24 protein-coding genes are annotated in these 22,392 nt (G+C 72.1%); 12 read left to right on the top strand and 12 right to left on the bottom strand.

Going from position 1 to position 22,392, the window contains the following annotated elements; all coding sequences use genetic code 11:
- Positions 1–291: 291 nt before the first annotated feature.
- Positions 292–1,245 (top strand): DUF1236 domain-containing protein, encoded by a 954-nt coding sequence (locus MKK49_RS12885; protein ID WP_244028964.1) that lies wholly within the window; start codon positions 292–294, stop codon positions 1,243–1,245.
- Positions 1,246–1,302: 57 nt separating this feature from the next.
- Here the strand turns inward: MKK49_RS12885 and hrcA are convergent, their stop codons facing one another.
- Complete coding sequence (gene hrcA, locus MKK49_RS12880) at positions 1,303–2,361, bottom strand: heat-inducible transcriptional repressor HrcA (protein ID WP_244029005.1); 1,059 nt, start codon at positions 2,359–2,361, stop codon at positions 1,303–1,305.
- Positions 2,362–2,647: 286 nt separating this feature from the next.
- On the opposite strand from hrcA, the gene MKK49_RS12875 reads away from it, so the two are divergent.
- The 3 genes from MKK49_RS12875 (at position 2,648) to rdgB (ending at position 4,453) form a co-directional block, all read left to right on the top strand.
- Positions 2,648–2,968, top strand: a complete 321-nt coding sequence (locus MKK49_RS12875; protein ID WP_244028962.1) for a hypothetical protein — start codon at positions 2,648–2,650, stop codon at positions 2,966–2,968.
- A 109-nt stretch (positions 2,969–3,077) separates the two neighbouring features.
- Positions 3,078–3,821, top strand: coding sequence for a ribonuclease PH (gene rph / locus MKK49_RS12870; protein ID WP_244028960.1), 744 nt, complete (start codon positions 3,078–3,080; stop codon positions 3,819–3,821).
- The gene (gene rdgB / locus MKK49_RS12865) at positions 3,818–4,453 is read left to right on the top strand and encodes an RdgB/HAM1 family non-canonical purine NTP pyrophosphatase (RefSeq protein ID WP_244028958.1); all 636 of its coding nucleotides are present in this window, start codon (positions 3,818–3,820) and stop codon (positions 4,451–4,453) included. Before rph ends, rdgB begins: the two co-directional genes overlap by 4 nt.
- A gap of 47 nt (positions 4,454–4,500) precedes the next feature.
- Here rdgB and MKK49_RS12860 read toward each other — a convergent pair whose 3' ends face one another.
- Entirely contained in the window at positions 4,501–5,010 is a 510-nt protein-coding gene (locus MKK49_RS12860; protein ID WP_244028957.1) for a DUF4188 domain-containing protein, read from the bottom strand.
- A gap of 255 nt (positions 5,011–5,265) precedes the next feature.
- Positions 5,266–6,387: a tlde1 domain-containing protein gene (locus MKK49_RS12855; RefSeq protein WP_244028955.1), complete on the bottom strand. Its 1,122-nt coding sequence runs from the start codon at positions 6,385–6,387 to the stop codon at positions 5,266–5,268.
- A 284-nt stretch (positions 6,388–6,671) separates the two neighbouring features.
- On the opposite strand from MKK49_RS12855, the gene hemW reads away from it, so the two are divergent.
- Positions 6,672–7,850 carry a radical SAM family heme chaperone HemW gene (gene hemW / locus MKK49_RS12850; RefSeq protein WP_244028953.1) on the top strand — a complete coding sequence of 393 codons (1,179 nt, stop codon included), beginning with the start codon at positions 6,672–6,674 and terminating at the stop codon, positions 7,848–7,850.
- Here hemW and MKK49_RS12845 read toward each other — a convergent pair whose 3' ends face one another.
- Entirely contained in the window at positions 7,851–9,092 is a 1,242-nt protein-coding gene (locus MKK49_RS12845) for a penicillin-binding protein activator (protein ID WP_244028951.1), read from the bottom strand.
- Positions 9,093–9,212: 120 nt separating this feature from the next.
- Here MKK49_RS12845 and rsmI point away from each other — a divergent pair, with 120 nt between their 5' ends.
- Positions 9,213–10,178, top strand: coding sequence for a 16S rRNA (cytidine(1402)-2'-O)-methyltransferase (rsmI, locus tag MKK49_RS12840; protein WP_244028949.1), 966 nt, complete (start codon positions 9,213–9,215; stop codon positions 10,176–10,178).
- On the top strand, positions 10,165–10,560 hold the full coding sequence (locus tag MKK49_RS12835) for a YraN family protein (protein ID WP_244028947.1): 396 nt from the start codon (positions 10,165–10,167) through the stop codon (positions 10,558–10,560). The genes rsmI and MKK49_RS12835 overlap by 14 nt, the downstream gene beginning before the upstream one ends.
- Positions 10,561–10,563: 3 nt before the next feature.
- Here MKK49_RS12835 and MKK49_RS12830 read toward each other — a convergent pair whose 3' ends face one another.
- Positions 10,564–10,953: a response regulator gene (locus MKK49_RS12830; protein WP_056095721.1), complete on the bottom strand. Its 390-nt coding sequence runs from the start codon at positions 10,951–10,953 to the stop codon at positions 10,564–10,566.
- 311 nt (positions 10,954–11,264) lie between these two features.
- On the opposite strand from MKK49_RS12830, the gene MKK49_RS12825 reads away from it, so the two are divergent.
- The 3 genes from MKK49_RS12825 to MKK49_RS12815 all read left to right on the top strand — a co-directional run bounded on the left by MKK49_RS12825 (position 11,265) and on the right by MKK49_RS12815 (position 14,178).
- Positions 11,265–12,215 carry a glycine betaine ABC transporter substrate-binding protein gene (locus MKK49_RS12825; protein ID WP_244028945.1) on the top strand — a complete coding sequence of 317 codons (951 nt, stop codon included), beginning with the start codon at positions 11,265–11,267 and terminating at the stop codon, positions 12,213–12,215.
- Positions 12,216–12,301: 86 nt separating this feature from the next.
- Complete coding sequence (locus MKK49_RS12820; RefSeq protein ID WP_244028943.1) at positions 12,302–13,447, top strand: ABC transporter permease; 1,146 nt, start codon at positions 12,302–12,304, stop codon at positions 13,445–13,447.
- Complete coding sequence (locus MKK49_RS12815) at positions 13,444–14,178, top strand: ABC transporter permease (protein WP_244028942.1); 735 nt, start codon at positions 13,444–13,446, stop codon at positions 14,176–14,178. Before MKK49_RS12820 ends, MKK49_RS12815 begins: the two co-directional genes overlap by 4 nt.
- Here MKK49_RS12815 and MKK49_RS12810 read toward each other — a convergent pair.
- Positions 14,159–15,349 carry a L,D-transpeptidase gene (locus MKK49_RS12810; protein WP_244028940.1) on the bottom strand — a complete coding sequence of 397 codons (1,191 nt, stop codon included), beginning with the start codon at positions 15,347–15,349 and terminating at the stop codon, positions 14,159–14,161. The genes MKK49_RS12815 and MKK49_RS12810 overlap by 20 nt on opposite strands.
- Before the next feature lie 84 nt (positions 15,350–15,433).
- Positions 15,434–16,327, bottom strand: a complete 894-nt coding sequence (locus MKK49_RS12805; RefSeq protein ID WP_244028938.1) for an extensin family protein — start codon at positions 16,325–16,327, stop codon at positions 15,434–15,436.
- A 168-nt stretch (positions 16,328–16,495) separates the two neighbouring features.
- Between MKK49_RS12805 and MKK49_RS12800 the strand changes: the two genes are divergently transcribed.
- Entirely contained in the window at positions 16,496–18,583 is a 2,088-nt protein-coding gene (locus MKK49_RS12800) for a M3 family metallopeptidase (protein ID WP_244029003.1), read from the top strand.
- 98 nt (positions 18,584–18,681) lie between these two features.
- Positions 18,682–19,515 (top strand): hypothetical protein, encoded by an 834-nt coding sequence (locus MKK49_RS12795; RefSeq protein WP_244028936.1) that lies wholly within the window; start codon positions 18,682–18,684, stop codon positions 19,513–19,515.
- A gap of 146 nt (positions 19,516–19,661) precedes the next feature.
- Here MKK49_RS12795 and MKK49_RS12790 read toward each other — a convergent pair whose 3' ends face one another.
- The 5 genes from MKK49_RS12790 to MKK49_RS12770 all read right to left on the bottom strand — a co-directional run bounded on the left by MKK49_RS12790 (position 19,662) and on the right by MKK49_RS12770 (position 22,368).
- A complete protein-coding gene (locus MKK49_RS12790) occupies positions 19,662–19,877 on the bottom strand; it encodes a hypothetical protein (protein ID WP_244028934.1) in 216 nt (71 codons plus the stop codon).
- A 293-nt stretch (positions 19,878–20,170) separates the two neighbouring features.
- The gene (locus MKK49_RS12785; protein ID WP_244028932.1) at positions 20,171–21,076 is read right to left on the bottom strand and encodes an NAD(P)/FAD-dependent oxidoreductase; all 906 of its coding nucleotides are present in this window, start codon (positions 21,074–21,076) and stop codon (positions 20,171–20,173) included.
- A gap of 117 nt (positions 21,077–21,193) precedes the next feature.
- Entirely contained in the window at positions 21,194–21,538 is a 345-nt protein-coding gene (gene grxD / locus MKK49_RS12780; RefSeq protein WP_244028930.1) for a Grx4 family monothiol glutaredoxin, read from the bottom strand.
- 44 nt (positions 21,539–21,582) lie between these two features.
- On the bottom strand, positions 21,583–22,092 hold the full coding sequence (locus MKK49_RS12775) for a DUF29 domain-containing protein (RefSeq protein WP_244028928.1): 510 nt from the start codon (positions 22,090–22,092) through the stop codon (positions 21,583–21,585).
- Between the two features lie 39 nt (positions 22,093–22,131).
- Positions 22,132–22,368, bottom strand: coding sequence for a BolA family protein (locus tag MKK49_RS12770; protein WP_056095688.1), 237 nt, complete (start codon positions 22,366–22,368; stop codon positions 22,132–22,134).
- Positions 22,369–22,392 lie beyond the last annotated feature (24 nt).

Here is a 22,392-nt window from a genome sequence, read left to right as displayed (position 1 = left end):
GCATGACATTTTTTGAGCATGACCCGGCCCGGGCACGCTTTGCGGGGACGTTAAGCCTCGGCGAAAAATTCACAAGGGCTCCGGTGGGCCGGCGGTCGCCGCAGCCATGAGGGCGCGCATCGCCGTTGTGGAGAATATGCGCTCAAGCTTTCGTTGCATCGGACGACTTCGAACGGAAGGTCTCGCACCAGTCGAGCCGAAGAAATTCGGAACGGTTTCTCGGGCGTCCTCGTTGCGGCTGCGCATCGGCGCCGGACGGCGTCGTCGATCAACGGGTCAGGAAACGAATCCATGAACAAGCTCTTTCGCAGCACGGTCGCGGCCGCGGCCCTGATCATCGGCGCGACGGCGGCCTTCGGCCAAGGCGGCCCCGGCGGCGGCCCCGGTGGCGGCGCAGCGGGGGCCGGTGGCGCCGGTGGCGGTGCCGGAATGGGAGCCGGCGGGGCCGGCGGCGGCGGGCGCGGCGGGGCAGGCGGCCCAGGGGCCGGTGGCGCCGGAGCGGCGGGAGGCGCCGGTGCCGAGCGTGGCGGTCCGGCCGCGGGCGGCGCGGGCACAGGGGGTGCGGGTGCGGCCGGTGGCGCCGCCGAGCGCGGCGGTCCGGTCGGCGGCGCGGGGCGGGGCGGGGACGAGGGCCGGTCCGGTCCGGGCGCCGAGGGCCGCGCCGGGCAGGGCGAGGGCCGGGCGGACCGGGACGGTCCGACCGACCGCGACGGCAAGGCCGGCCGTGGCGACCGGGACGGCAAGGCGGATCGGGATGGCAAGGCGGATCGGGATGGCAAGGCGGATCGGGATGGCAAAGCGGATCGGGATGGAAAGGCGGATCGTGGCGATCGCGATGGCAAGGCGGATCGGGACGGCAAGGCCGATCGCGGCGATCGCGACGGCCGGGGCGATCGCGGCGGCAAGGCGGATCGCGACGACAGGGGTGATCGTGGCGCACGGGGTGACCGGGGCGGACGCGGCGAGCGGGGCGCGGTCCGGGGAGCCTATGGCCGCCTCGGCGCGCCGCAGCGCACGGAGTTCCGCCAGAGCGTGATCCGCCGCGGCATCCCGCGCCTGGCCGCCGGCGCTTTCGCGCTCACCGTCGGCACGGCCATCGCCCGCAGCTACACCCTCTACGACCTGCCGCCGGACATCGTCCGCATCGCACCGGAATACGAGGATTACCGCTACGTGCTGGTCGACGACGACATCGTCATCGTCGATCCCGACACCTACGAGATCGTGGACGTGATCCGGGGCTGAACGGCCGCTTCAGGTGACCGGGAGGGCGCGGCCGCGAGGCGGCGCCCTCTTTCCGTTCTACCGCTTGGTCCGGTCGAGCAGCCCCGACACCACGCGGGCGGTGTAGTCCACCATCGGGACGATCCGCGCATAGTTCAGTCGCGTCGGCCCGATGACGCCGACGACGCCGACGATCTTCTGCGCCCCATCGCGAAAGGGTGCGGCGATCATCGAGGACCCGGAGAGCGAGAACAGCTTGTTCTCCGAGCCGATGAAGATGCGCACGCCCTCGCCGCCCTCGGCCCGGGACAGAAGTTCGATCACGTCCTTCTGGGTCTCGAGGTCGTTGAACAGCAGGCGGATGCGCTCGAGGTCCTCCACCGCGCGTAGGTCGTCCAGGAGGTTGGCCTGGCCGCGCACGATGAGCTGGCGGGCGTCCGAGGGGCCGACGGAGACGGCGAGCCCCGCATCGACGAGGCGCTCGGTGATGGCGTCGAGTTCGCGCTTCATCGCCTGGCGGCCGGATTCGATCTCGGCCCGGAGCGTCCCGAGGGTGCGGCCCTGGAGGCGGGCGTTGAGGTAGTTCGAGGCTTCCTGCAGGGCGCTCGCCGGCAATCCCGGCGGCAGGTCGAGGAGGCGGTTCTCCACGGAGCCGTCGTCGGAGACGAGGACCACCAGGGCCCGGGCGGGATCGAGGCGCACGAATTCGATGTGCTTCAGGTGGACGTTGGTCTTCGTGGTCAGCACCACGCCGGCCCCGCGCGAGATGCCCGACAGCAGGGTCGAGGCCTCGGCGAGCGCGCTCTCGAAGGTGTGCCCGGAGGCCGCCGCCCGCATCTGCGCCTCGATGCGGGCCTGCTCGTCCTGGCCCACATCGCCGAGTTCGAGCATGGCATCGACGAAGAAGCGCAGCCCCTGCTCGGTGGGCAGCCGCCCGGCGGAGGCGTGGGGCGCGTAGATGAGCCCGGAATGCTCCAGATCCGCCATCACGTTGCGGATGGAGGCCGGCGACAGGGCCATGGGCAGGATGCGCGCGAGGTTGCGCGATCCCACCGGCTCGCCGGTGGTGAGGTAGCTTTCCACGATCTGCCGGAAGATCTCGCGGGAGCGCTCGTTCAGAGCGGCGAGAACCTGCATCTGCTGGGACGAGGAGAAGGGGCGGGCGGGCTCGGTCACGATGGTTTCCCTGGTCCCCGATTGTGTCCGCCCGGGGGCCCTTTCACAAGGCGCCGTCGGGACGCGGCCGGGGAGGGCGCGGCGACGTTAATCCACGGAGACGGGAAAACCGGCAAAAATAAAAACCGACGTCCGATGAAGCCGTCCCGGCGCATCGTGCGTTCCACACCGCTCACCTGTCCGGCCGAGTTCGAGTTCAATGCGAGCTCGGTTCGCGGCCGGCCCCGCGTGGCGTCAGGAGTCCCATATGCGCAACACACCCCGTTTCGGCCTGATCCGGTCCCTGGCCATCGTACTGGCGATGATCGGTGCGATGTTCGTCGCCGCCCCCCAGGGCGCCCAGGCGGCCCCCGCCATGGTTTCCACCGAGGTCGCCGGCCCGGCCGCCGGCCTCACCGAGGTTCAGTACGGCGGCTACGGCCGTCATCATCGCGGCCATCACCACCGTCACTTCGGCCACCGCCGCCACTTCGGCCATCACTACGGCCACCGCCGCCACCATTTCGGCCGTCACTTCGGTCACCACCGGGGTCACCACCACGGCTACGGCCGCCGCCACTTCTACTGAGACATGACGAGGGGCGCCCGACCGGGCGCCCCTTTTCGCTGGAGGCGTTGCCGGGGCCGTCTCCGACGCCTAAGAGCCGCGTCCTGACATCTCAACCGGGAGAGTGGCGATGCGGCCCTCGAAGCGCGCCAACGACGATCTGCGCACCGTCACCCTCGAGCGCGCCGTCGCCCGCTATGCCGAGGGCTCCTGCCTCGTCACCTTCGGCGAGACGCGGGTGCTGTGCACCGCTTCCCTCGAAGAGCGCGGGCCGCCCTGGCTGCGCGGCTCCGGCAAGGGCTGGATCACGGCCGAGTATTCCATGCTGCCGCGCGCCACCCACGAGCGCACGCGGCGCGAGGTGAATTCCGGTAAGCCGTCCGGCCGCACCCAGGAGATCCAGCGCCTCATCGGCCGATCCTTGCGCGCCGTCACCAACCTGCCGGCCATGGGCGAGCGCCAGATCACCGTCGATTGCGACGTGATCCAGGCCGATGGCGGCACCCGCACGGCCGCCATCACGGGCGCCTGGGTGGCGCTGCACGATTGTTTTGCCTGGATGCGCGCCCGTTCCATCATCTCCGTCGATCCCCTGCGCGAGCACGTGGCAGCGGTGTCCTGCGGCATCGTCAAGGGCGTGCCGGTGCTCGACCTCGACTACGCCGAGGATTCGGGCGCCGAGACCGACGCCAACTTCGTGATCACCGGGTCCGGAGGCCTCGTCGAGGTCCAGGGTACCGCCGAGGGCAAGCCGTTCTCGGAAGAGGAACTCCTGGCGCTCCTGCGCCTCGCCAAGGGCGGCACCGAGCGCCTCGTCGCCCTCCAGAAACAGGCGCTGGCGCAGCCGGCCCCCGACCGGAAGGCCTCCGCATGAGCCAGCACCGCATCCTCTCGGGCCGGGTCGTCATCGCGACCCACAATGCCGGCAAGCTCGTCGAGATGCGCGAGTTGCTGGCGCCCTTCGGCGTCGAGGCGGTCTCGGCCGGGGAACTCGGCCTGGCCGAACCCGACGAGACCGGCACGATGTTCTCGGAGAACGCCGCCATCAAGGCGAACGCGGCGGCCCAGGCCTCGGGCCTGCCCGCCTTCGCCGACGATTCGGGCCTGTGCGTGAACGCGCTCGACGGCGCGCCCGGCCTGTTCTCGGCGCGCTGGGCCGGGGAATCCAAGGATTTCGGCGGGGCCATGGCCCGGGTCGCGGCCGAGATGGCCAAGCGCGGCGACACCACGCGCCGGGCGCACTTCGTCTCCGCTCTCGTTATCGCCTGGCCGGACGGCCACACCGAGACCTTCGAGGGAAGGGTGTTCGGGCAGGTGGTGCCGCCGCGCGGTGGCAGCGGGTTCGGCTACGATCCGCTGTTCCTGCCCGACGGCCACGACCGCACCTTCGGGGAGATCTCGTCGGAGGAGAAGCACGGCGTCGATTGGGAGACGGGCGAGGCTCTCTCGCACCGGGCGCGCGCCTTCGTGCTCCTGGCCCAAGTGTGCCTGCGGCGACCGACCTGAGCCTGCCTGCGGCGGCCGGGCTGACGGTCGGCGACGAGGCCCCCCGTTCAGGGCGAAGGGTCCGGCACGTTCTGCGAGGGAAGGTCTTCGAGGTTCGGCGAGGCGTGCGCCCTGTGCCGGGCCGCCAACGATCCACGGGCCTCCCGCATGGGCAGGAACGCGGCGAACCCGACGGGCTTGGTCACGTCGTTGTAGATGGCCTCCATGCCGCCCCGCATGTGGTAAGTCTCGTGCCAGATGCCGACGCCGCGCGTATCCCGCACGAAATCCGTCCACCATTGCCGGTGCGGCTCGGACTTCGCCCAGGCGACCATGCTGTCCATGTCGCGCCAGTACCAGCGCATGCCGACATGCAGCGGTCTCAGACTGAAGATGATGTTGTTCTCGTAATGCAGCAGGCCGGCGGGCCGGGCCGCACCGACCCGTGCGATCCGCGGCCCGAATCCGAGTAGGGTCTTGATGCCGTACAGGGTCCGAACCCGCATGCCGAGATAGATCACGACCAGGTCGGGATAGGCCGAAAAATCCGGAACGATCTCGCGTCGGCTGGCGGCCATGGTTGCGTCCTCCCGGGCGATTCGACGGACTCACTCCCGTATATCGAAACATAGCGCCCCGATCCGACGCGTGCGACACGACGGTTCAACGTGGAACACGGCGGCGATCGCGACGAGGCCGCGCTGTTTTCCGTCTCATACGAACTCCGTTTGAGTCCTTCGGAATGGCGGAGTTCGGTTGTCCTCAAGCGCCGCGCGGGCTTGCCGATCCGGCGTCCGCTTTGATCTAGCGGACGCCGGATCAGCCGCCGCCGTTCACCGGCCCAGCAGACCGTAGCGGCGCCCGCTCGCGGGCGGCCCGTCCTGGCCGTTGCCGGCCACCACCACGAGGCGCTGGACCTCGCCGCGGAGGTACGCCTGCAGGAAGCGGTTGTAATCGCGGAACACGACGCAGCCGTTGGAGGCGCCGCTCGGTCCCAGCATGTAGGTGTGGGCGAGGAGGCCGACGCGGCCGTGGATCGCACCGGGACCGCCCACGGGGTTGAGGCGGATCGCCCGCACGCCGTGGAACAGGGCCTCGCGCTCGCGCAGGTCGTAGGTGCCCGGCGGCGTCGCGCCCCGCATGGTGAGGTGCACGTGGCGCGGATTGTCTTGGGCGGGCCCGAGGCCCGAATGCGCCTCCAGGACCTCGCCGTTGGGCAGGGTCACCCGCCCGGCGGTGATGTCGTAGATCGCGATGCCGGCACCCAGGGTCGGCGCCGGAACCAGACGCTGGCGCGACGGGATCGCCTCCGACGCCCCATCCACGGCGGCGTAGGCCGTGGGGGCCGGGGCATCGCCGAAGATGCGGTCGAATAGGGACGGTTCCTCGACGCCCGCCGCCCGGAACACGCTCTGGGTCGAGGGCAGGGCCGGACGCCGGGACAGGCGCGCGGTGACGGCGACGGGTGCGCGCCGGAACTCCGGCGGGCGCGGCACCGGCAGGGGGATCGGCAAGGGAATCGAGACGGCGACCTGCTCGGGGCGCGGCAGCGTCGCGGCGACCTGTTGAGGGCGCGGCTGCGCCGGAGCGATCTGCGCCGCCGGAATGGCGGCCTCACGCCCCGGTTCGGCGGCGGCGATCAGAACCTCGGGAGGCGGGGCCATGGCCGTGCGCTGGAAGCCGGGGGCCAGGGGGGCGAACGCGGCGAGGCCGGCCCCCGGAAGGGCGGGCGTGGGATCGAGCATCCAGGCGTAATCGGCGGGGCGCCCGCGCACCGGTGCCGCCTCGGGTGCGACCGCGACGCTCACGGGCGGTGGGGTGGTCTCGCCCCGGCCCGACAGCCCGGCGCCGACGAGGCCGAGCGCCCCCACCGAGGCGGCCAGCAGCACGCGGTTGCGGCGGCGGCGGCTTTCCTGCCGGGGGGAGTGGCGCGAGCGGAGCGCGACATAGGTCATGGGGACTCGACTCGTTACGCAGGTCCCGTTCGGGCAGCCCTGCCCGAGCCCTGTCCGCGCGGATGCGCCGCGCGGGCCTGACAACGGATCGGGGGTCGCCGTGGAGGGAACGATTTACCGTAAGTGTCTGTGAGTAAGCACGGACTTGGTTAATCTCGCCTGAAGCGGATCTTCGTCTTCTCACTCAATAACCGCCCGGACTGGCTCAGTTCGGCACAGGTGGACGCGTGGAGTGGGGCGCGGCCGGGATTGCCAAACGCCCCGCGCGCGCGCACATCGCGGCCATGACCGAACCGACAGGCCCGGACCATCCGACCCGCGACGCGGGCTTCGGGGTCTACGTCCATTGGCCCTTCTGCGCCGCGAAGTGCCCGTATTGCGATTTCAACAGCCACGTGCGCCACGCGCCCGTGGACGAGGTCCGCTACCTCGCCGCCTTCCGGGCCGAGATCGCCCACATGGCCGCGCGGACACCGGGCCGCACGGTCTCCAGCGTGTTCCTCGGCGGCGGCACCCCCTCCCTCATGCGTCCCGCCACCGTGGCGGGGCTCCTCGACGCCATCGCGGGCGCCTGGGCGACGGCGCCCGACGTCGAGATCACCCTCGAGGCCAATCCGACCAGCGTCGAGGCCGAGCGGTTTCGCGGCTACCGGGCGGCCGGCGTCAACCGGGTGTCCCTGGGCGTCCAGGCCATGGACGACGCCTCCCTCAAGGCCCTCGGCCGGATGCACACGGCGCGGGAAGCCATGGCGGCGGTGAGCGTGGCGGCGACCCATTTCGAGCGGTACTCGTTCGACCTTATCTACGCCCGGCCGGACCAGAGCGTCGCCGCCTGGCGCGCCGAGCTTGGGCAAGCCATCGCCCGGGCGGCCGAGCACCTGTCGCTCTACCAGCTCACCATCGAGCCCGGCACGCCGTTCTTCGGCCTCGCCGCCGCCGGCCGGCTCGTGCCGCCCGACGACGACCATGCCCGCGCCCTCTACGACGTGACCCAGGAGGTCTGCGACCGGGCCGGACTGTCCTCGTACGAGATCTCCAACCACGCCCGCCCCGGCGCGCAGTCGCGCCACAACCTGCTCTACTGGCGCTACGGCGAGTATGCGGGCATCGGCCCCGGCGCCCATGGCCGCCTCGTGGCCCCGGACGGGCGCCTCGGCACCGTCACCGAGCGGGCGCCGGAGGCGTGGCTCGCGCGGGTCGAGCGCGACGGACACGGCATCGTCGAGACGGAGATCCTGTCGCCGGCCGACCAGGGCGACGAGTTCCTGATGATGGGCCTGCGCCTCGCCGAGGGCATCGACCCGGCCCGTTACGCGGCGCTCAAGGGAAAGGCCCTCGACGCCGGCCGCATCGAGACCCTCGTGGCGGACGGCCTGCTCGCCCGGAGCGGCGGCGGCCGCATCGCCGCGACCCCGCGCGGGGCGCCGGTGCTCAATTCCGTCGTGGCGGCGCTCGCCGCCTGATCACGTCCCCGAAGGCCCGAGCACCCGGGGCGCCGGGCTGACCACGGCGGGGGCGCCGCTGCGGATCTCGTAGACCGCGAGGGTCCGGTCGCTCGGGCCATCGGGCCGGAACCGGAAGGTGCCGTCGACGCCGGAAAAACCGGACGGGTTGGTGAGCGTGGTGTCGGCGAAGCGCTGGGAGCCGAACTGCCGACCGAGCGCCGCCGTGAGCGACACGGCGTCGTAGGCCAGCGTCGCCACGCGCGGCGGCACCGCACCGAAGCGCGCCTGATAGCGCTGGGAGAAACTCGAAAAACCCGCCGCGTCGGGGGCGGCGAACCACCCGCCCTGAAGCGAGGGCAGGGCGAAGGCGCGGGGGTCGTTCCAGACGGCGGTGCCGAGGGGCCGGACTCGGGTCGGCGCGAACCCGGCCTTGGCGAGCACCGGATCGAGGGCGGCCAGCCCGTCGGGCGTATCGGGCAGGAACAGGGCGTCGGCCTGGGCGCCGCCGCCCGCGATCAGGCCGGAGAGCCGCCCCACCGCCGGGCCGGGATTGCCCGGCGCGTAGCGCTCGATGCCGACGAGGCGGGCGCCCTTTCGCGCCACGGCCTCGCGGAACTGCGCCTCGACGGCGTTGCCGTAGCTGTTCTCCGGGATCAGGGCGGCGAAGGAGCGTCGGCCCTTGGCCACGGCTTCGTCGACGATGCGGTCGACCTCCGCCTGGGGCAGGAAGCTGAGGAGGTAGACGCCGCGCGACGCCACCGCCGCGTCCGTGGAGAAGGCGATGACGGGCTTGCCCGCCGCCCGCGTCGGCCCGGAGGCCGCCTGGACGTTGGCGGCGAAGAGCGGGCCCAGCACCAGTTCGGCCCCGTCGGCCAAAGCCGCCTGCGCCGCCTCGCGGGCGCCGTCGGGCGTCCCCCGGTCGTCCTTCACCAGGATCTGGAGGTCGGGCTTCTGGAAATCCTCCATGGCGAGCTCGGCCGCGTTGCGCAAAGCCGCCCCCACCGCCGCGCCCGGGCCGGTCAGCGGCACCACGAGCGCGACCTTGACCGAGCCGGTGCCGATCCGGGTCCCGGGGGAGGCTGGTCCCGGAACGCTGGTCTCACCCGGCGGCAATCCCTCCGGGGGAACCTCCGCGACCATGGGCGGCGTCCGGCGGCTCGAGCGCGGGCCGCCATCCGGGCCGCCGATACAGCCGGCCAGGGCCAGGGCGACGGCACCCACGCCGATCAGCTCCGTGAGTCGCCCCTTCGCGCGCGCCATCGCGAGCCCCCCTGTCGCCGACCGTCCAGCCACGTTGGGAGTGTCGCTCGAAAAAGTAAATGTGCGCGCCTGTGGACGCGCGCATTCCGCGAGGGGGGGCCGGCATGGCATGGTCCCTCCATGACACAGCGAAGCGACAAGCCCGGCCGGCCACGCCGGGACGCCCCGGCCGGGGGCAACAAGCCCGCCTCCACCTTCACGGCCTTCGGTCTGGCGGCGGAGGCCGAGCCCCTCGATCCGGGCCTGCACGTGGTCGCGACCCCCATCGGCAACCTCAAGGACGTCTCGTTCCGGACGCTGGCCACCCTGGCGGCGGCCGATACGGTGCTGGCCGAGGACACCCGCGTCACCCGCACCCTGCTGATGCATTACGGGATCACCACGCCCCTGGTCGCCTATCACGAGCATTCCAACGCCGCCGTGCGCGAGCGGATGATCGCCCGGATGCAGGCCGGCGAGGCCCTGGCCCTGGTCTCGGACGCCGGCACGCCGCTGGTGTCGGACCCCGGCTTCAAGCTCGTCCAGGCGGCCATCGCGGCCGGCATCCGGATCACGCCGATCCCCGGCCCCTCGGCGGTGATGACCGCCATCGTTGCCGCCGGCCTGCCCACCGACCGGTTCTTCTTCGAAGGCTTCCTGCCGCAGAAGACGGGCGCGCGCCGCAACCGCCTGGAGGCGCTGGCGCAGGTGCCCGGAACCCTGGTGCTGTTCGAATCACCCCATCGCCTGCCCGAGATGCTCGGCGATGCCGCCGAGGTCCTGGGGGCGGGGCGCCCAGCGGCGGTCGCCCGGGAACTGACCAAGCTCTACGAGACCATCCGGCGCGGCACCTTGGGCCAGCTCGCCGCGACCTTCGCGGAGGAGGGGGCGCCACGGGGCGAGATCGTGGTGATCGTCGGCACCGGCGCCGACGAGCCCGACGCGGCCGAGACCGATGCGGGCCTCGACGCGGCCCTGAACGCGGCGCTGGCCCGCCACTCCATCAAGGACGCCGCCGCCCTGGTGGCCGACGAGACCGGCCAGCCGCGCCGGGTGGTCTATGCCCGCGCCCTGGCCCTCGCCCGGCGGACCGATGACGACGCCTGAGCGTCCCCCGAAGGACGCCGCCCGGCGGCGCGCCACCCACGGGCGCGGCCTGTCGGGCGAGACCCGGGCGCTCATGGCACTGATGCTGAAGGGGTATTGGCCGCTCGCCCGGCGCTACGGCGCGGCCGGCGGCGAGATCGACCTCGTCATGCGGCGCGGGCGCACCGTCGCGTTCGTCGAGGTGAAGGCGCGGGCCACCCTGGCGACGGCCCTCGATGCCATCGACGGGCGCAAGCGCGCAAGGGTCTCGCGGGCGGTCCGGGCCTGGATCACGGCCCATCCGGCCTGCGCCGGTCTCACCCTGCGGGCGGATGCGGTGCTGGTCGTCCCGGGGCGCTGGCCGACCCACGTGGCGGACGCGTTTCCCTTGGACGGGCGGTGAGCGTCAGGCCCGCGCGGCGGCGACGGCGGCCAGCAGCGTACGCTTGAGATCGGCCTGGCTGAACGGCTTCTGCACCACGGGGCGGTCACGGAACGGCTCGCGGATGCCGGCGCCGCCATAGCCCGTGGAGAACACGATGGGGAGGTTGCGCTTCACGATGGCCTCGGCCACCGGATAGATCGGCTCGCCTGCGACGTTGACGTCGAGGATCGCCACTTCGAAATTCTCGGCCTGCGCCATCTCGAGGGCGGTCGAGAGCCGAGCGGCGGGCCCTACAACCGTGCAACCGAAGTCGAGCAGCATGTCTTCGAGAAGCATCGAGATCGCCGCTTCGTCCTCGACGACAAGCACGCGAGCCCCGTTCAGAAGGTCTTCGTTCACTTGAGCACTCACGCCGGGGCTTCTTCCCTTCGATCCGTTCCGGGTTCGGGAACGCCGTTTACAAAGGCGAATCTTGAGATCGACCTCGGCGCGGGTGGAGACCACCCTTGGCCGTGCGCACGACAACCTTGCCGAGATGCCGGAACGGCTGGGACCGTTCCGAGACTGAACGAGCCGTCGCCCGTTCCGTCGAGCGTGTCAAGCACTTCGCCGGGTCCGAATGCCACCGACGGGGCGTTGATGTTACGAAGTGATACATTTGCGTCTCCCGCGCCGCGACCGGCGGTCCTCGCGCGTGCGCGTCCCGGCCCGTGGGAAAACCGATGGTAGAATCCGCAGGGCAACCCGCACCACGAACCCGGTTCCGAACCCGGCGCGGCATCCTCGGCGGCCTCGCCGTATCCTGCCTCGCCGGTCCCCGGTCGGCATCGGCGGCCGCGCCCCTGGTGGTCGCTTCGAAGAACGATACGGAAGGCGCCTTGGCGGGCGCGATGATCGCCCTCGCCCTCGAAGCCCTGGGGCTATCGGTGGTGCGCAAGCTCGGCCTCGGGCCGACCCTCATCGTGCGCGACGCGCTCCTGTCGGGCGCCGTCGATCTCTACCCCGAATACACCGGCAACGGTGCCTTCTTCACCGATACGGTCTCGGACCCGGCCTGGAAGACGTCCCAAGGCGCGTTCGAGGCCATCGCCCGCGCGGACGCGGCGCGCGGCCTCGTCTGGCTCGCGCGGGCGCCGGCCAACAACACTTGGCTCATCGCCGTGAACGGGGACCTGGCGCGCCGTGAACGCCTCGCCACCATGGCGGATTTCGCCCGCGCCGTGGGGCGGGGGCTGATTCGGCTCGCCGCCTCGACGGAGTTCGTCGAGAGCCCCGCCGCCCTGCCGTCCTTCGAGGCGGCCTACGAGTTCCGGCTGCCGCTGGACCGGATCATCAGCCTGCCCGGCGGCGACACGGCGGTCACGGCGCGGGCGGCGGCCCAGGGCATCAGCGGCGTCAACGCCGGCATGGTCTACGGCACCGACGGGGCGCTCGATGCCCTCGACCTCGTGGTGATGGCGGACCCGAAGGGCGCGCAGATCGTCTACGAGGTCGCCCCGGTCATCCGGGCCGAGGCCCTGACCCGCCATCCCACGATCCGGCCGGCGCTGGCCCGCATCTTCGCGAGCCTCGACGCCACGACCCTGCGCGCCCTCAACGCCCGCATCACCGTGGAGGGTGCCGTGGCCGGGACCGTGGCCCACGCCTACCTGACACAGCGCGGCTTTCTGTGATGAGACCAGCGGCGGAGACGGACGGCAAGCGGGCCGGCCCGGGATGGCGAGGCCTGCCGGCGGCTATGAAAGGCCTGCCGGCTGTCATGAAAAGCCTGCCGGCGGCCGTGGCCCTAGCCTGGCTGGCGGCCCTCGCCGCGGCGCTGATCCACTGGCCCCTGCTGACCATGGCCGCCAACCGCCTCGTCCCCGGCGTGCCGGTGACCGGTGGGGCCGCCCTCGGCCAGGTCCTGCCGGCGATCCTCGCGCTCTCCGCCCTCGCCGCCGGCCTCCTCGCCGTATCCCCGGGCCGCCGGGCCGGAGCCACCGCCCTGGCGCTCGCCCTCGCCGCCGCCGGGCTTTTCGCCTGGGGGCTCGGCCACGGCGCCGCCCTGCGGATGGCGGGCCAGCCGCCGGCGGCGCGGGCCGGCCTCGGGGCCGGGGCGTGGCTCGCCGCCGCCCTGCTCGGCGCCGCCCTCGGCCTCGCCGTCCGGCGCTGCCGCCGTCCGGGCCTCGGCCTCGTCGTGGTGGGGCTCGGCCTCGTCGGCCTCGGCGCAGCCGGGCGGGCCGGCACGTTCGACGCCCTGTCGCTGGCCGTCGAGTACGCCGCCCGACGCGAGGCCGTGCACACGGCCCTCGTGGAGCACCTCGTGCTCGCCGGCGGCGCCCTCGGATTGGCCGTCCCCGCCGTGATCCTGCTGTCCCTGTGGCGGCGCGGCCAGGACGCGGTCGGGATCGTGATCGGCGGGGTGCAGGTGGTGCCGGCGGTGGCCCTGCTGGGCGGCCTCGTCGCGCTCACAGGCGGGCTGCTGCGGGCCGTGCCCTCGTTACGGGACCTCGGTCTGTCGGCGCTGGGGCCGGTGCCCGCCATGGTGGGCGTCGCCGCCTACCTGCTCCTGCCCCTGTGGCGGGGGCTGGCGGCGGCGCTCTCCGCGCCCGATCCCGCCAGCCTCGACGCGGCCAGGGCCATGGGTCTGACGGAGACCCAGATCCTCGCCCGCCTGCGCCTGCCCCTGGGGGGGCAGCTCCTCGTCGGGGCCCTGCGGGTCGCGACGGTCCAGGCCATCGGGCTCGCCACCCTCGGCGCCCTCGTGGGGGCCGGCGGCCTCGGCCGCATCGTGTTCGACGGCATGGCGCAGTTCGCCCCCGACCTCATCCTGCTCGGCGCCGTGCCGGTGGTCGCCCTCTCGCTTGTGGCCGAGCGGACCCTGAGCGCCCTCGAGGACCGGATGCGCGCGGGGCTCCCGGCATGAGCCTCCGCCCGATCGCCACCGTCGCCGTCACCGGCCTCGCCCTGGCGGCCCTGAGCCATCCGGCGGTCGCAACCCGACTGGCAGGATTCCTCGGCGAGGCGCCGCGCCGGGCCCTCGATACGGATCGTCTCCTGGCCCTCGCCGTGCAGCACCTCGTCCTCGCGGGCACCGGGCTCGCCCTCGTGGCGGGGCTCGGGATCGCCCTCGGCATCCTGGCGACCCGGCGCGGGGGGGCCGCCCTGCGCCCGGCCATCGACGGACTCGCCGCCGGTGCCCAGGCGGTGCCGCCGGTGGTGGTCGTGGCCCTCGCCCTCCCGATCCTGGGCTTCGGCGGTCCGCCGACGCTCCTCGCCCTCGTCGCCTACGGGGTGATGCCGGTCCTGCGCGGCACGGTGGGCGCCCTCGAGACGGTGTCGCGCGAGGCCCGCGAGGCGGCCGAGGCCATGGGCCTGACCCGCCGGCAGATCCTGCTGTCCGTCGAACTGCCGCTGGCCGCGCCCGGGATCGTCGAGACCCTGCGCACCGCCCTGGTGCTGGCCATCGCTACGGCGGCGGTGGGGGCGCTGGCCGGCGCCGCGACGCTCGGCACCCCCATCGTCGCCGGCCTCCAGAACCAGAACACCGTGCCGATGCTCCAGGGCGCCTGCGCCACCGCCGCCCTGGCCTTCCTCGGCGATGCCGCCCTGCTGGGGCTGGCGACGCTGGCCCGGATCAATCGTCCACGAACGTGACCTCGGTCCCGGGCGCGACCCGCAGCGCGAGGCTGCGCGCGTCCCAGTTCGTCAGGCGGATGCAGCCGTGCGACTCGGTCTTGCCAACCTTCTCGGGCTCCGGCGTGCCGTGAATGCCGTAGGAGGGGATCGCGAGGTCGATCCACACCACGCCCACCGGGTTGTTGGGCCCGGGGGGAATCGTGAACTTCTCCTTCGTCTTCACGCCCTTGAACGCGTATTTCGGGTTGTAGGTGTAGTTCGGCGCGAAGGCGACGCCCTTCACCTTGGTCTTGCCCGAGGGTGCGGGTTTCTCTTCGCTGCCGATGGAGGCGGGGTAGAACGCCAGGAGCTTGCCGGCCTTGTCGAAGGCGCGCACGTGGCGGGTCTCCTTGTCGACGGTGATGCGGGCGACATCCTTGTCGCTCTTGCCCGCCTTGTCCTCGGCCTTCGGCTTGCCCGTCTCCAGGGCCGGCACCGCCGCCACCATGATCGCCGTACCGGCCCTGTCGAGGGGCTTGTCGGGATTGAGGGCGGTGAGAAGCGCGGGCGTCATGTGGAAGCGCTCGGCCAGCATCTCGCGCGCATCGGTGTAGGACAGGGCCTCCAGATCGGCCTGCTTCTCCATCTTCGCGGGGATCTCGGGGACGTAGGGCCCGGCGACGTCGGCCTCGGTCAGGGTGTACTCGGCCGCCACCGGCTCGGTGCTCGTGGCCTTCAGCGTCTCGAACAGCTTCGCGTCCAGGGCCGTGGCGGCCGGCAGGCCGTTGGCGACGGCGAAGGCCGAGAGGGCGCCGCGCAGGTTCTCGCCGTCGCGCCCGTCGATGGCGCCGGGCGAGAACTGCGCCCGGTCGAGCAGGACCTGCACCTTCACGAGGAGGGGGTCGGGCCGCTTGCCGTCGGCCTTGCCGTCGGCCTTGCGCTTGTCGCCCGTCTTCGCGCCGGACGTCCCGTCGTCGCCCTTCGGCGTCGCGCCATCCACGAACGTGGCGGCCTCGATGGCGTCCCGGGTGAGGGCGGGCGCTTCGGCCGGTCGGGACGCGTCCGCCTTGGCGGGGACCTCTTTGGCGGGGGCTTCCTTGGCGGGGGCTTCCTTGGCGGGGACCGCTTTTTCGGGCACCGCCAAAGCACCGCCGGCAAGGCAGGCCCATGCCAGCGCGGACACTCCGCCCACCTTCAAAGATCCACGCATGGTCACGCATCCTGGCCGGGGCGCCACCGCCCACTCGACAGGAAACAAGCTCGGCGGAGACTAAGCCGTTCCGCGGCCTGAAAATTATTGGCAGAGGCGGTGGCCGGCGGGGCGCTCGCGTTCGTCGAGGTGGAAATGGTTGGCGTGCGCCGCATCCGTGCCGGGCCCGAGCACCGTGCGGAAGAACCCGCACGCCTTGGCGCGGGCATGGGCGAGGAACGCCGCCTCCGGCGTCCCCTCGGGCAGGGGCGCCACGGTGATCGCCGGCCGGCTCGCGAAGGCGAAGCCCATCACGTCGATGCCGTTGGCGAAGGCGTGCTCGCTCAGCTTGGCGTCGGGATCGTGATTCTGGCCCCGGCAGACGTAGGTGGTGCCGAGGCTGAGCCCCTTGAGCGGCTGCGACAGGTCGCGCTCGGCCAGGACCTGCGCTTCCGTGGCCCAGCGGGCCAGAGCCTCGGCGGCCCCGCAGACCAGGATGGCGGGGGGCGTCAGGGCGAGGTCGCCCGCAAGCGCCGTCACCTTCAGGGGCCGCGCCGCGCCGCACTGGCCGTCCGAGAGGGCCGGCTGAGGCTCGAACCGGGCGCCGAGGCGCTCCAGGCGCTGGCGGCAGGCGGTGTCGTCGGCGGCCGCCACCGTCAGCGCGAGGGCGGCCTCGCCGGAGAGTTCGGCCGGGCGGGCCGGGGGCAGGGGCGTCGCCTCGGCCGCGGGCGCCTCGGGCTTGGGGTCGGGCGGTTTCACAGCCGGAGCCGACAGCTCCGGCGGCCGCTCCGGCGGGCGCGGCGCGTCGAGGCTCGGACCGGCCGGGGGGGAGGGGGCGGCCCCGAGGTCCGCCGGGCGGCCCGGCGGCATCGGCGGCGGCACCGGCACCGCCGCTTCCTGGGCCGCGAGCCCGGACCCGAGCAGGGGGGCGAACAGGGCGGAGACGACGATCCCGCGAAGGATTCGCCGGGATGCGGCCTTGACTGAGGGCGGGGGCATCCGGGTTCCGTTTTCTGCCTGAAGTCCTGCGGAGCATCGCGGTTCCGGGGCGTGCGGCAAGGGCGAAGGGGCAACAGGCGTGGCCCAAAGGTCGGTCCCGGCCTTTGCACCGGGGCGGGGCGGTGCTTACCTTGCGGCTGGGATACGATCCGCGAACTCAGGATGACCATGACCGCCGGCACCACCCCCGCTTCCGCCTCCAGCCCCACCGGCGCGTCGATCGGGCCGTTCGCGGAGCACGCCTGGACGACGCCCCACGGCCTGCCGCCGTTCGAGCACATCGAAGCCGCCCATTACCTGCCGGCCTTCGAGACCGCGCTCGCCGCGCACACGGCCGAGATCGCCGCCATCGCGAAGAATCCGGAGGCCCCGCGCTTCGACAACACCGTCGGCGCCCTGGAGCGGGCCGGCCTCGCCCTCGACCGGGTGGCGAACGTGTTCTTCAACCTCAGCGGCAGCCACACCAACCCCGAGCTCCAGGCGGTGGAGCGGTCGATCTCGCCCGTCCTCGCCCGCCACGGCAGCGCCATCTACCTCGACCCCGACCTGTGGGCCCGCATCTCGGCCGTCGATGCCGAGGCCGAAGCCCTCGGGCCGGAGGAACGCCGGGTGCTCGAGCGCTACCGCACGCGCTTCCGCCTGTCCGGCGCCGATCTCGCCCCCGAGGCCAAGACCCGCATGGCCGAGATCGCCGGGCGGCTCGCCGAACTCGGCACGGGCTTCAGCCAGAACCTGCTGGCCGACGAGGGCGCCTTCGCCCTGCCGCTCGACGGCGAAGAGGACCTCGCCGGCCTGCCGCCGTTCCTGCGCGCCGCCGCCGCCTCCGCCGCCAAGGAGCGGGGCGGCAAGCACGGCCACGTCATCACCCTGTCGCGCTCGCTGATCGAGCCGTTCCTTGTGTTCTCCACCCGCCGGGATCTGCGCGAACGCGCCTACGCCGCGTGGTCGAAGCGCGGCGAGAACGGCGGCGAGACCGACAACCGCGGCCTCATCGCCGAGACCGTGGCCCTGCGCGCCGAGCGGGCGCGCCTGCTCGGCTTCGACAGCTTCGCCCATCTCAAGCTCTCCGACACCATGGCGGGCACCCCCGACAACGCCATGGATCTGCTGCGCAACGTCTGGACCCCGGCCCACCACCAGGCGGCGGCCGAGCGCGACCGGCTCCAGGCCATCGTCCGGGCCGAGGGGCACGATTTCGCCCTCGCCCGACACGATTGGCGCCATTACGCGGAGAAGCTGCGCCGGGCCGAGCACGACCTCGACGAGGGCGAGATCAAGCCGTACCTGTCGCTCGACGGCGTCATCGCCGGCGCCTTCGACACGGCGACCCGCCTGTTCGGCCTGCGGTTCGAGGAACTCGCCGACGTGCCGCGCTACCACCCCGACGTGCGGGCCTGGGCCGTCCACGACGCCGACGGCTCGGAGGTCGGCGTGTTCCTCGGCGACTACTTCGCCCGCGCCTCGAAGCGCAGCGGCGCCTGGATGAGCGCCTTCCGCGCGCAGGAGCGCCTCAACGGCGTCGTCACGCCGGTCATCGTCAACGTGATGAATTTCGCCAAGGCGCCGGAGGGCGAGGCGACCCTGCTGTCCTTCGACGACGCCCGCACCCTGTTCCACGAGTTCGGCCACGCCCTGCACGGGCTCCTGTCGGACGTGACCTATCCGCTCCTGTCGGGCACGGCCGTGGCCCGCGACTTCGTCGAGCTGCCCTCGCAGCTCTACGAGCACTGGCTCGAGCAGCCGGAGGTCCTGCGCCGGCACGCGCGCCACTACCGCACCGGCGAGCCGATGCCGGAGGACCTGCTGAAGCGCCTGCTCGCGGCCCGCACCTTCAACCAGGGCTTCGCCACCATCGAGTACACCTCCTCGGCCATCGTCGACATGACCCTGCACCTGTCGAGCGCCGGCGAGGACGGCCTCGACGTGCAGGCCTTCGAGGCCGACGCGCTCAGCCGCATCGCCATGCCGGCGGAGATCTCCATGCGGCACCGCTCGCCGCACTTCGCCCACATCTTCTCCGGCGAGGGCTACGCCGCCGGCTACTACAGCTACCTGTGGTCGGAGGTGCTCGACGCCGACGCCTTCGACGCGTTCCGCGAGGCCGGCGACATCTTCCATCCCGAGACGGCGGCGCGCCTGCGCAAGTTCGTCTACGGCGCGGGCAACCTGCGCGATCCGGGCGAGGCCTACACCGCCTTCCGCGGGCGCCTACCGAGCATCGGTCCGCTCCTGCGGCAGCGGGGGCTCGCGGCCTGAGCGGATGCGGGCGGCCTCAGCGGCCGCCCGCCCCGGTAACGCTTTGGTAAACAAGCATGCTTAACCAATGCTTCCTGATCATTCGGGAAGCATCGGTCATGACGGGCACGGTCGGAACGGCGTCGGACACCTCGCCGGAAGCGCTGCTGAAGCAGGCAGTGACGGGGGCCAAACCGGCCGCCAAGGCAGTCCCGAAGCCTGCCGTCGCGCCCGCGGCCGTGGCCGCTCCCACACCGTGGATGCGCCGCATCGACCCGCGCCTCGCCGGCCTCGCCGGAGCGGCTCTCCTGGTCGGTGGCATCCTCGGCGCCGGCGCGATGCGCCTCGGTGCCACGGGCGAGGACCGGGCCGCCACCGCCATCGCGCAGCTCCAGCATCAGCTCGGCACCGCCCAGGCCGAGACGGACCGGATCGCCACGGCCCTGGCCCAGCTCGGCAAGGGCCTGGCGCAGGTGCAGGACAGCGCGGACGCAGTGCGCGGTGAGGTCCGCACGCGGGGCACCGCCGTGATGGATCGTGTCGGCCGGTCGGAGCAGGCCCTCGCCGCCAAGTTCGCGACACTGAGCGAGCGCCTCGAGCAGAGCGAGAAGGATCACGCCGGGCGCCTCGCGGCCCTGACGGCGCAGATCGAAAAGCGCGCCGCCATTCCCGCGCCGGCCCCCGTCGCCGCCAAGGCAGTGCCGGAGCCGACGGAGACCGGGGCGATCGCGGACAAGGCCCACGCCGCGCCGAAGCCACCCGCCACCGACAACTGGGCCGTTCGCGAGGTCTATGACGGGATCGCCGTGCTGGAGGACCGCAAGCGCCGCCTCGTCGAGGTCGGGATCGGCGACACCGTACCGGGCGTCGGCCGCATCGAGACCATCGAGCGCCGGGGCAGGGCCTGGGCCGTCGTGACCCGGCAGGGCGTCATCACCGCCCAAACCTGGTAGGCCTCCGCGAATCGGTCGGCGGGTCCGGCGCACGTCAAAAGCCGCCTTCCGTTGGCGGAAAGACGGCTGGAGACCGGTCAGATCACCGACGCGGCGGATCGGAAGGCGGGCGGACGTAAAAGGACCAACGAGATTCCCGGCCGGGCTCAGGTCGCCTGGGCCTCGATCTCCACCTCGTTCGGGCGCATGGGAAAATGCGGCTCGATGGTCATCGGATCGGCCATCATCGAAGCGCGGACGGCCCGGTTGCGGCCATGCGTCAGGGCACGGGATTTGGCCTCCTGCGACGGATGCAGGATGGCGGCGAGGAAGGCGTGGCCCTCGAACTCGGCGTCGAGATTCTTGGCTTCGAACACTGGCATGGCGTTCACCGACCCGGCGCCGTTGAGGACTCCATGGGGAGCCGCGACCCGGTCATTGGCAGAAAGCGGGGATAACGCCAAAAAGTTCCGAACGCACGCCATAATTGATGATTAATTTACGTTTGCGTATTTTCACCGATCTTTCCCGTGTGGCGGCGCACGTGAATACATCGATTCCTTGAAGAACGCGCTCCACCGCCGTCCAGCGATTGCACGCCGTCCGGGTGGCCGCGCCTCCATTATGCCCAAAAGTCGCCCGATTCGGTCCGGATGATTCGCGCCCCGGCTTTTCCTCAGAGCCGGGCGATATCGGCCTTCAGGAGCTCGGTGTTGATCGCGAAGGCCGCCATTGCCCCTTCGGCCGCTGCGACCACGGCGAACTGGACCCGCCGCGAGGCATCGCCGGCGACGTAGAGGCCGGGCACGTTGGTGGCTTCGTACTCGCCCGTCGGCACGATACCCTTGGGCGACAGGTCGCAGCCGAGCTGCGCGATGAGGGGCGACGGGTGGCATCCCCCGGGCGTGAGGAAGACCGCCCTGCAAGGTCGGCCCGTCCCGTCCGCGAAAACCAGGCGCGCGGCCCGGGTCCCATCCCCCGTCAGGCGGGCCACGGCGCCGTCCGCGACCGCGATCCCGTTGCGGGCGAGGCGGGCGCGGTCGGGCGCCGACAGGGTGTCGGCCCGGTCGTCGGTGCAGAGGGTGACGTCGCGGCTCCAGACGGTGAGTTCGAGGGCCAAGGCCGCCCCGGCATGGCCGTGGCCGTAGGCGACGAGGGACTGGTCGCAATGCTCGTAGCCGTCGCAATACGGACAGGTGTGAACGCCGCGTCCCCAGTAGGTGTCGAACCCCTCGACGTCGGGAAGGTCTTGGCGCAACCCCGTGGCGAGGATCAGCCGGCGCGCCCGTTCGGTCCGGCCGTCGGCGAGGACGACCGCGAAGGCATCGCCCTCGCGGCTGGCCCGCGTCGCCTCGGCGGTACGGCATTCCACCGTCGGATAGCGGTCGAGGTCGGCCCGGGCCTGCGCCCGCAGGTCGGCGGGCGCGGTGCCGTCGCGGGTGAACAGGCCCCAGGTCCGGGGCGTCGCGGCGTTGCGGGGGTCACCGGCGTCGACGAGGAGGACCGAGCGGCGGCAGCGCCCGAGGATGAGCGCGGCATTGAGGCCGGCGGGACCGCCACCGACGATGATCGCATCGTGCATCGGAACCGCTCCGGCACCGTGGTGCTGTCCCACCAACGGCCGAGGCGGCCACCCGTTGCGCGACATGAAAAAGGGCGCCCGCGGCGCCCTCTTCCGTTCACGAATCGGTCAGCCGTCTCAGGCGGCCGGGGCCGCGGCCTTCACCGGGATGCCCTTCTCGGACAGGAACTGCTGCAGCTCGCCCGACTGGAACATCTCGCGGGTGATGTCGCAGCCGCCGACGAACTCGCCCTTCACGTAGATCTGCGGGATCGTCGGCCAGTTCGAAAAGGCCTTGATGCCGTCGCGGATCGCCATGTCGTCGAGGACGTTCACGCCCTTGAACGGCACTTCGAGGTAGTTGAGGATCTGCACGACCTGGCCCGAGAAGCCGCACATGGGAAATTGCGGCGTGCCCTTCATGAACACGACCACGTCCTGGGACTCGATCTCGGTCTTGATGGCGGTGTTGGCGTCGGTCATGGGAATCCTCGCGTTGTCAGGAACGGTGTGCGTCACCGTTGAGGTCAGGATTGATTCGTCGATTTCAAGGCCGTCGAGTCCGCGATGGCACGGAGGGCGGCATCCAGATCGAAGGGCGTGACGAGAAGGTCGTCCGGTCCGAGAGGGCATCGTGCCGGCAGGTGGGGCAGAAGGGTGTCCCCATAAGCGGTCAGGCCCAATTTCGCGTGTGACTGGGCCACGGACCAGATCTTATCCCAGTCCAGGCGCTGGCGCATCGACCGCTCGTAGCGGGTGAACGCGGCGACCTGGAACGTTCCGGCTTCCTTGCGCCAATGCTCGACGGACAGAGTATCCGGTGCGGACAAGCGCTTGAGCAAGTGCGCCAGGGTCTGCGCCAGCAGGCTCTCCACGGCGCCGATCTGCGAACGCCCCACGCTTTCGATCTCCCCGGCGACGTTCTCCCAATCGAGGATGTTCGACAGGTCCGGCCGGCGCGCGAGTTCGCGAAGGGTCGAGGCTTGCTGCTCGGCCCACGTCACGATGTCGTCGTCGTAGAGGCTCGGCTGGTCCATGCGGTCCGCCCGTGAGATCCTTCGTCTCCGAAGGACGCTCTAATCCTGGGGGACGCCCGTGGTGAGCGCAAGGGCGTGGAGCACGCCCCCCATGCGCCCCTGGAGCGCGCCGTAGACCATCTGGTGCTGGGCCACCCGGGTCTTGCCCTTGAAGGCGGCGGACAGGACGGTGGCGGCGTAGTGGTCGCCGTCGCCGGCCAGATCCTTGATCTCGATCCGGGCGTCGGGCAGGGCCTCCCGGATCATCGCCTCGATCTCGCGCGCGTCCATGGGCATGGGATGATCTCCTGATGAGTGTTC

Source organism: Methylobacterium sp. J-090, assembly GCF_022829345.1.
Taxonomy (GTDB): Bacteria; Pseudomonadota; Alphaproteobacteria; order Rhizobiales; family Beijerinckiaceae; genus Methylobacterium.
The sequence above is the reverse complement of the archived record's forward strand: the minus strand, read 5'-3'. Positions and strand labels throughout refer to the sequence as shown.

Bases quoted from the DNA above. Each gene is read 5' to 3' on its own strand.
- MKK49_RS12885 (WP_244028964.1), top strand. From the start codon at position 292: ATGAACAAGCTCTTTCGCAGCACGGTCGCGGCCGCGGCCCTGATCATC.
- hrcA (WP_244029005.1), bottom strand. From the start codon at position 2,361: ATGCAGGTTCTCGCCGCTCTGAACGAGCGCTCCCGCGAGATCTTCCGG.
- MKK49_RS12875 (WP_244028962.1), top strand. From the start codon at position 2,648: ATGCGCAACACACCCCGTTTCGGCCTGATCCGGTCCCTGGCCATCGTA.
- rph (WP_244028960.1), top strand. From the start codon at position 3,078: ATGCGGCCCTCGAAGCGCGCCAACGACGATCTGCGCACCGTCACCCTC.
- rdgB (WP_244028958.1), top strand. From the start codon at position 3,818: ATGAGCCAGCACCGCATCCTCTCGGGCCGGGTCGTCATCGCGACCCAC.
- MKK49_RS12860 (WP_244028957.1), bottom strand. From the start codon at position 5,010: ATGGCCGCCAGCCGACGCGAGATCGTTCCGGATTTTTCGGCCTATCCC.
- MKK49_RS12855 (WP_244028955.1), bottom strand. From the start codon at position 6,387: ATGACCTATGTCGCGCTCCGCTCGCGCCACTCCCCCCGGCAGGAAAGC.
- hemW (WP_244028953.1), top strand. From the start codon at position 6,672: ATGACCGAACCGACAGGCCCGGACCATCCGACCCGCGACGCGGGCTTC.
- MKK49_RS12845 (WP_244028951.1), bottom strand. From the start codon at position 9,092: ATGGCGCGCGCGAAGGGGCGACTCACGGAGCTGATCGGCGTGGGTGCC.
- rsmI (WP_244028949.1), top strand. From the start codon at position 9,213: ATGACACAGCGAAGCGACAAGCCCGGCCGGCCACGCCGGGACGCCCCG.
- MKK49_RS12835 (WP_244028947.1), top strand. From the start codon at position 10,165: ATGACGACGCCTGAGCGTCCCCCGAAGGACGCCGCCCGGCGGCGCGCC.
- MKK49_RS12825 (WP_244028945.1), top strand. From the start codon at position 11,265: ATGGTAGAATCCGCAGGGCAACCCGCACCACGAACCCGGTTCCGAACC.
- MKK49_RS12820 (WP_244028943.1), top strand. From the start codon at position 12,302: ATGAAAAGCCTGCCGGCGGCCGTGGCCCTAGCCTGGCTGGCGGCCCTC.
- MKK49_RS12815 (WP_244028942.1), top strand. From the start codon at position 13,444: ATGAGCCTCCGCCCGATCGCCACCGTCGCCGTCACCGGCCTCGCCCTG.
- MKK49_RS12810 (WP_244028940.1), bottom strand. From the start codon at position 15,349: ATGCGTGGATCTTTGAAGGTGGGCGGAGTGTCCGCGCTGGCATGGGCC.
- MKK49_RS12805 (WP_244028938.1), bottom strand. From the start codon at position 16,327: ATGCCCCCGCCCTCAGTCAAGGCCGCATCCCGGCGAATCCTTCGCGGG.
- MKK49_RS12800 (WP_244029003.1), top strand. From the start codon at position 16,496: ATGACCGCCGGCACCACCCCCGCTTCCGCCTCCAGCCCCACCGGCGCG.
- MKK49_RS12795 (WP_244028936.1), top strand. From the start codon at position 18,682: ATGACGGGCACGGTCGGAACGGCGTCGGACACCTCGCCGGAAGCGCTG.
- MKK49_RS12790 (WP_244028934.1), bottom strand. From the start codon at position 19,877: ATGCCAGTGTTCGAAGCCAAGAATCTCGACGCCGAGTTCGAGGGCCAC.
- MKK49_RS12785 (WP_244028932.1), bottom strand. From the start codon at position 21,076: ATGCACGATGCGATCATCGTCGGTGGCGGTCCCGCCGGCCTCAATGCC.
- grxD (WP_244028930.1), bottom strand. From the start codon at position 21,538: ATGACCGACGCCAACACCGCCATCAAGACCGAGATCGAGTCCCAGGAC.
- MKK49_RS12775 (WP_244028928.1), bottom strand. From the start codon at position 22,092: ATGGACCAGCCGAGCCTCTACGACGACGACATCGTGACGTGGGCCGAG.
- MKK49_RS12770 (WP_056095688.1), bottom strand. From the start codon at position 22,368: ATGCCCATGGACGCGCGCGAGATCGAGGCGATGATCCGGGAGGCCCTG.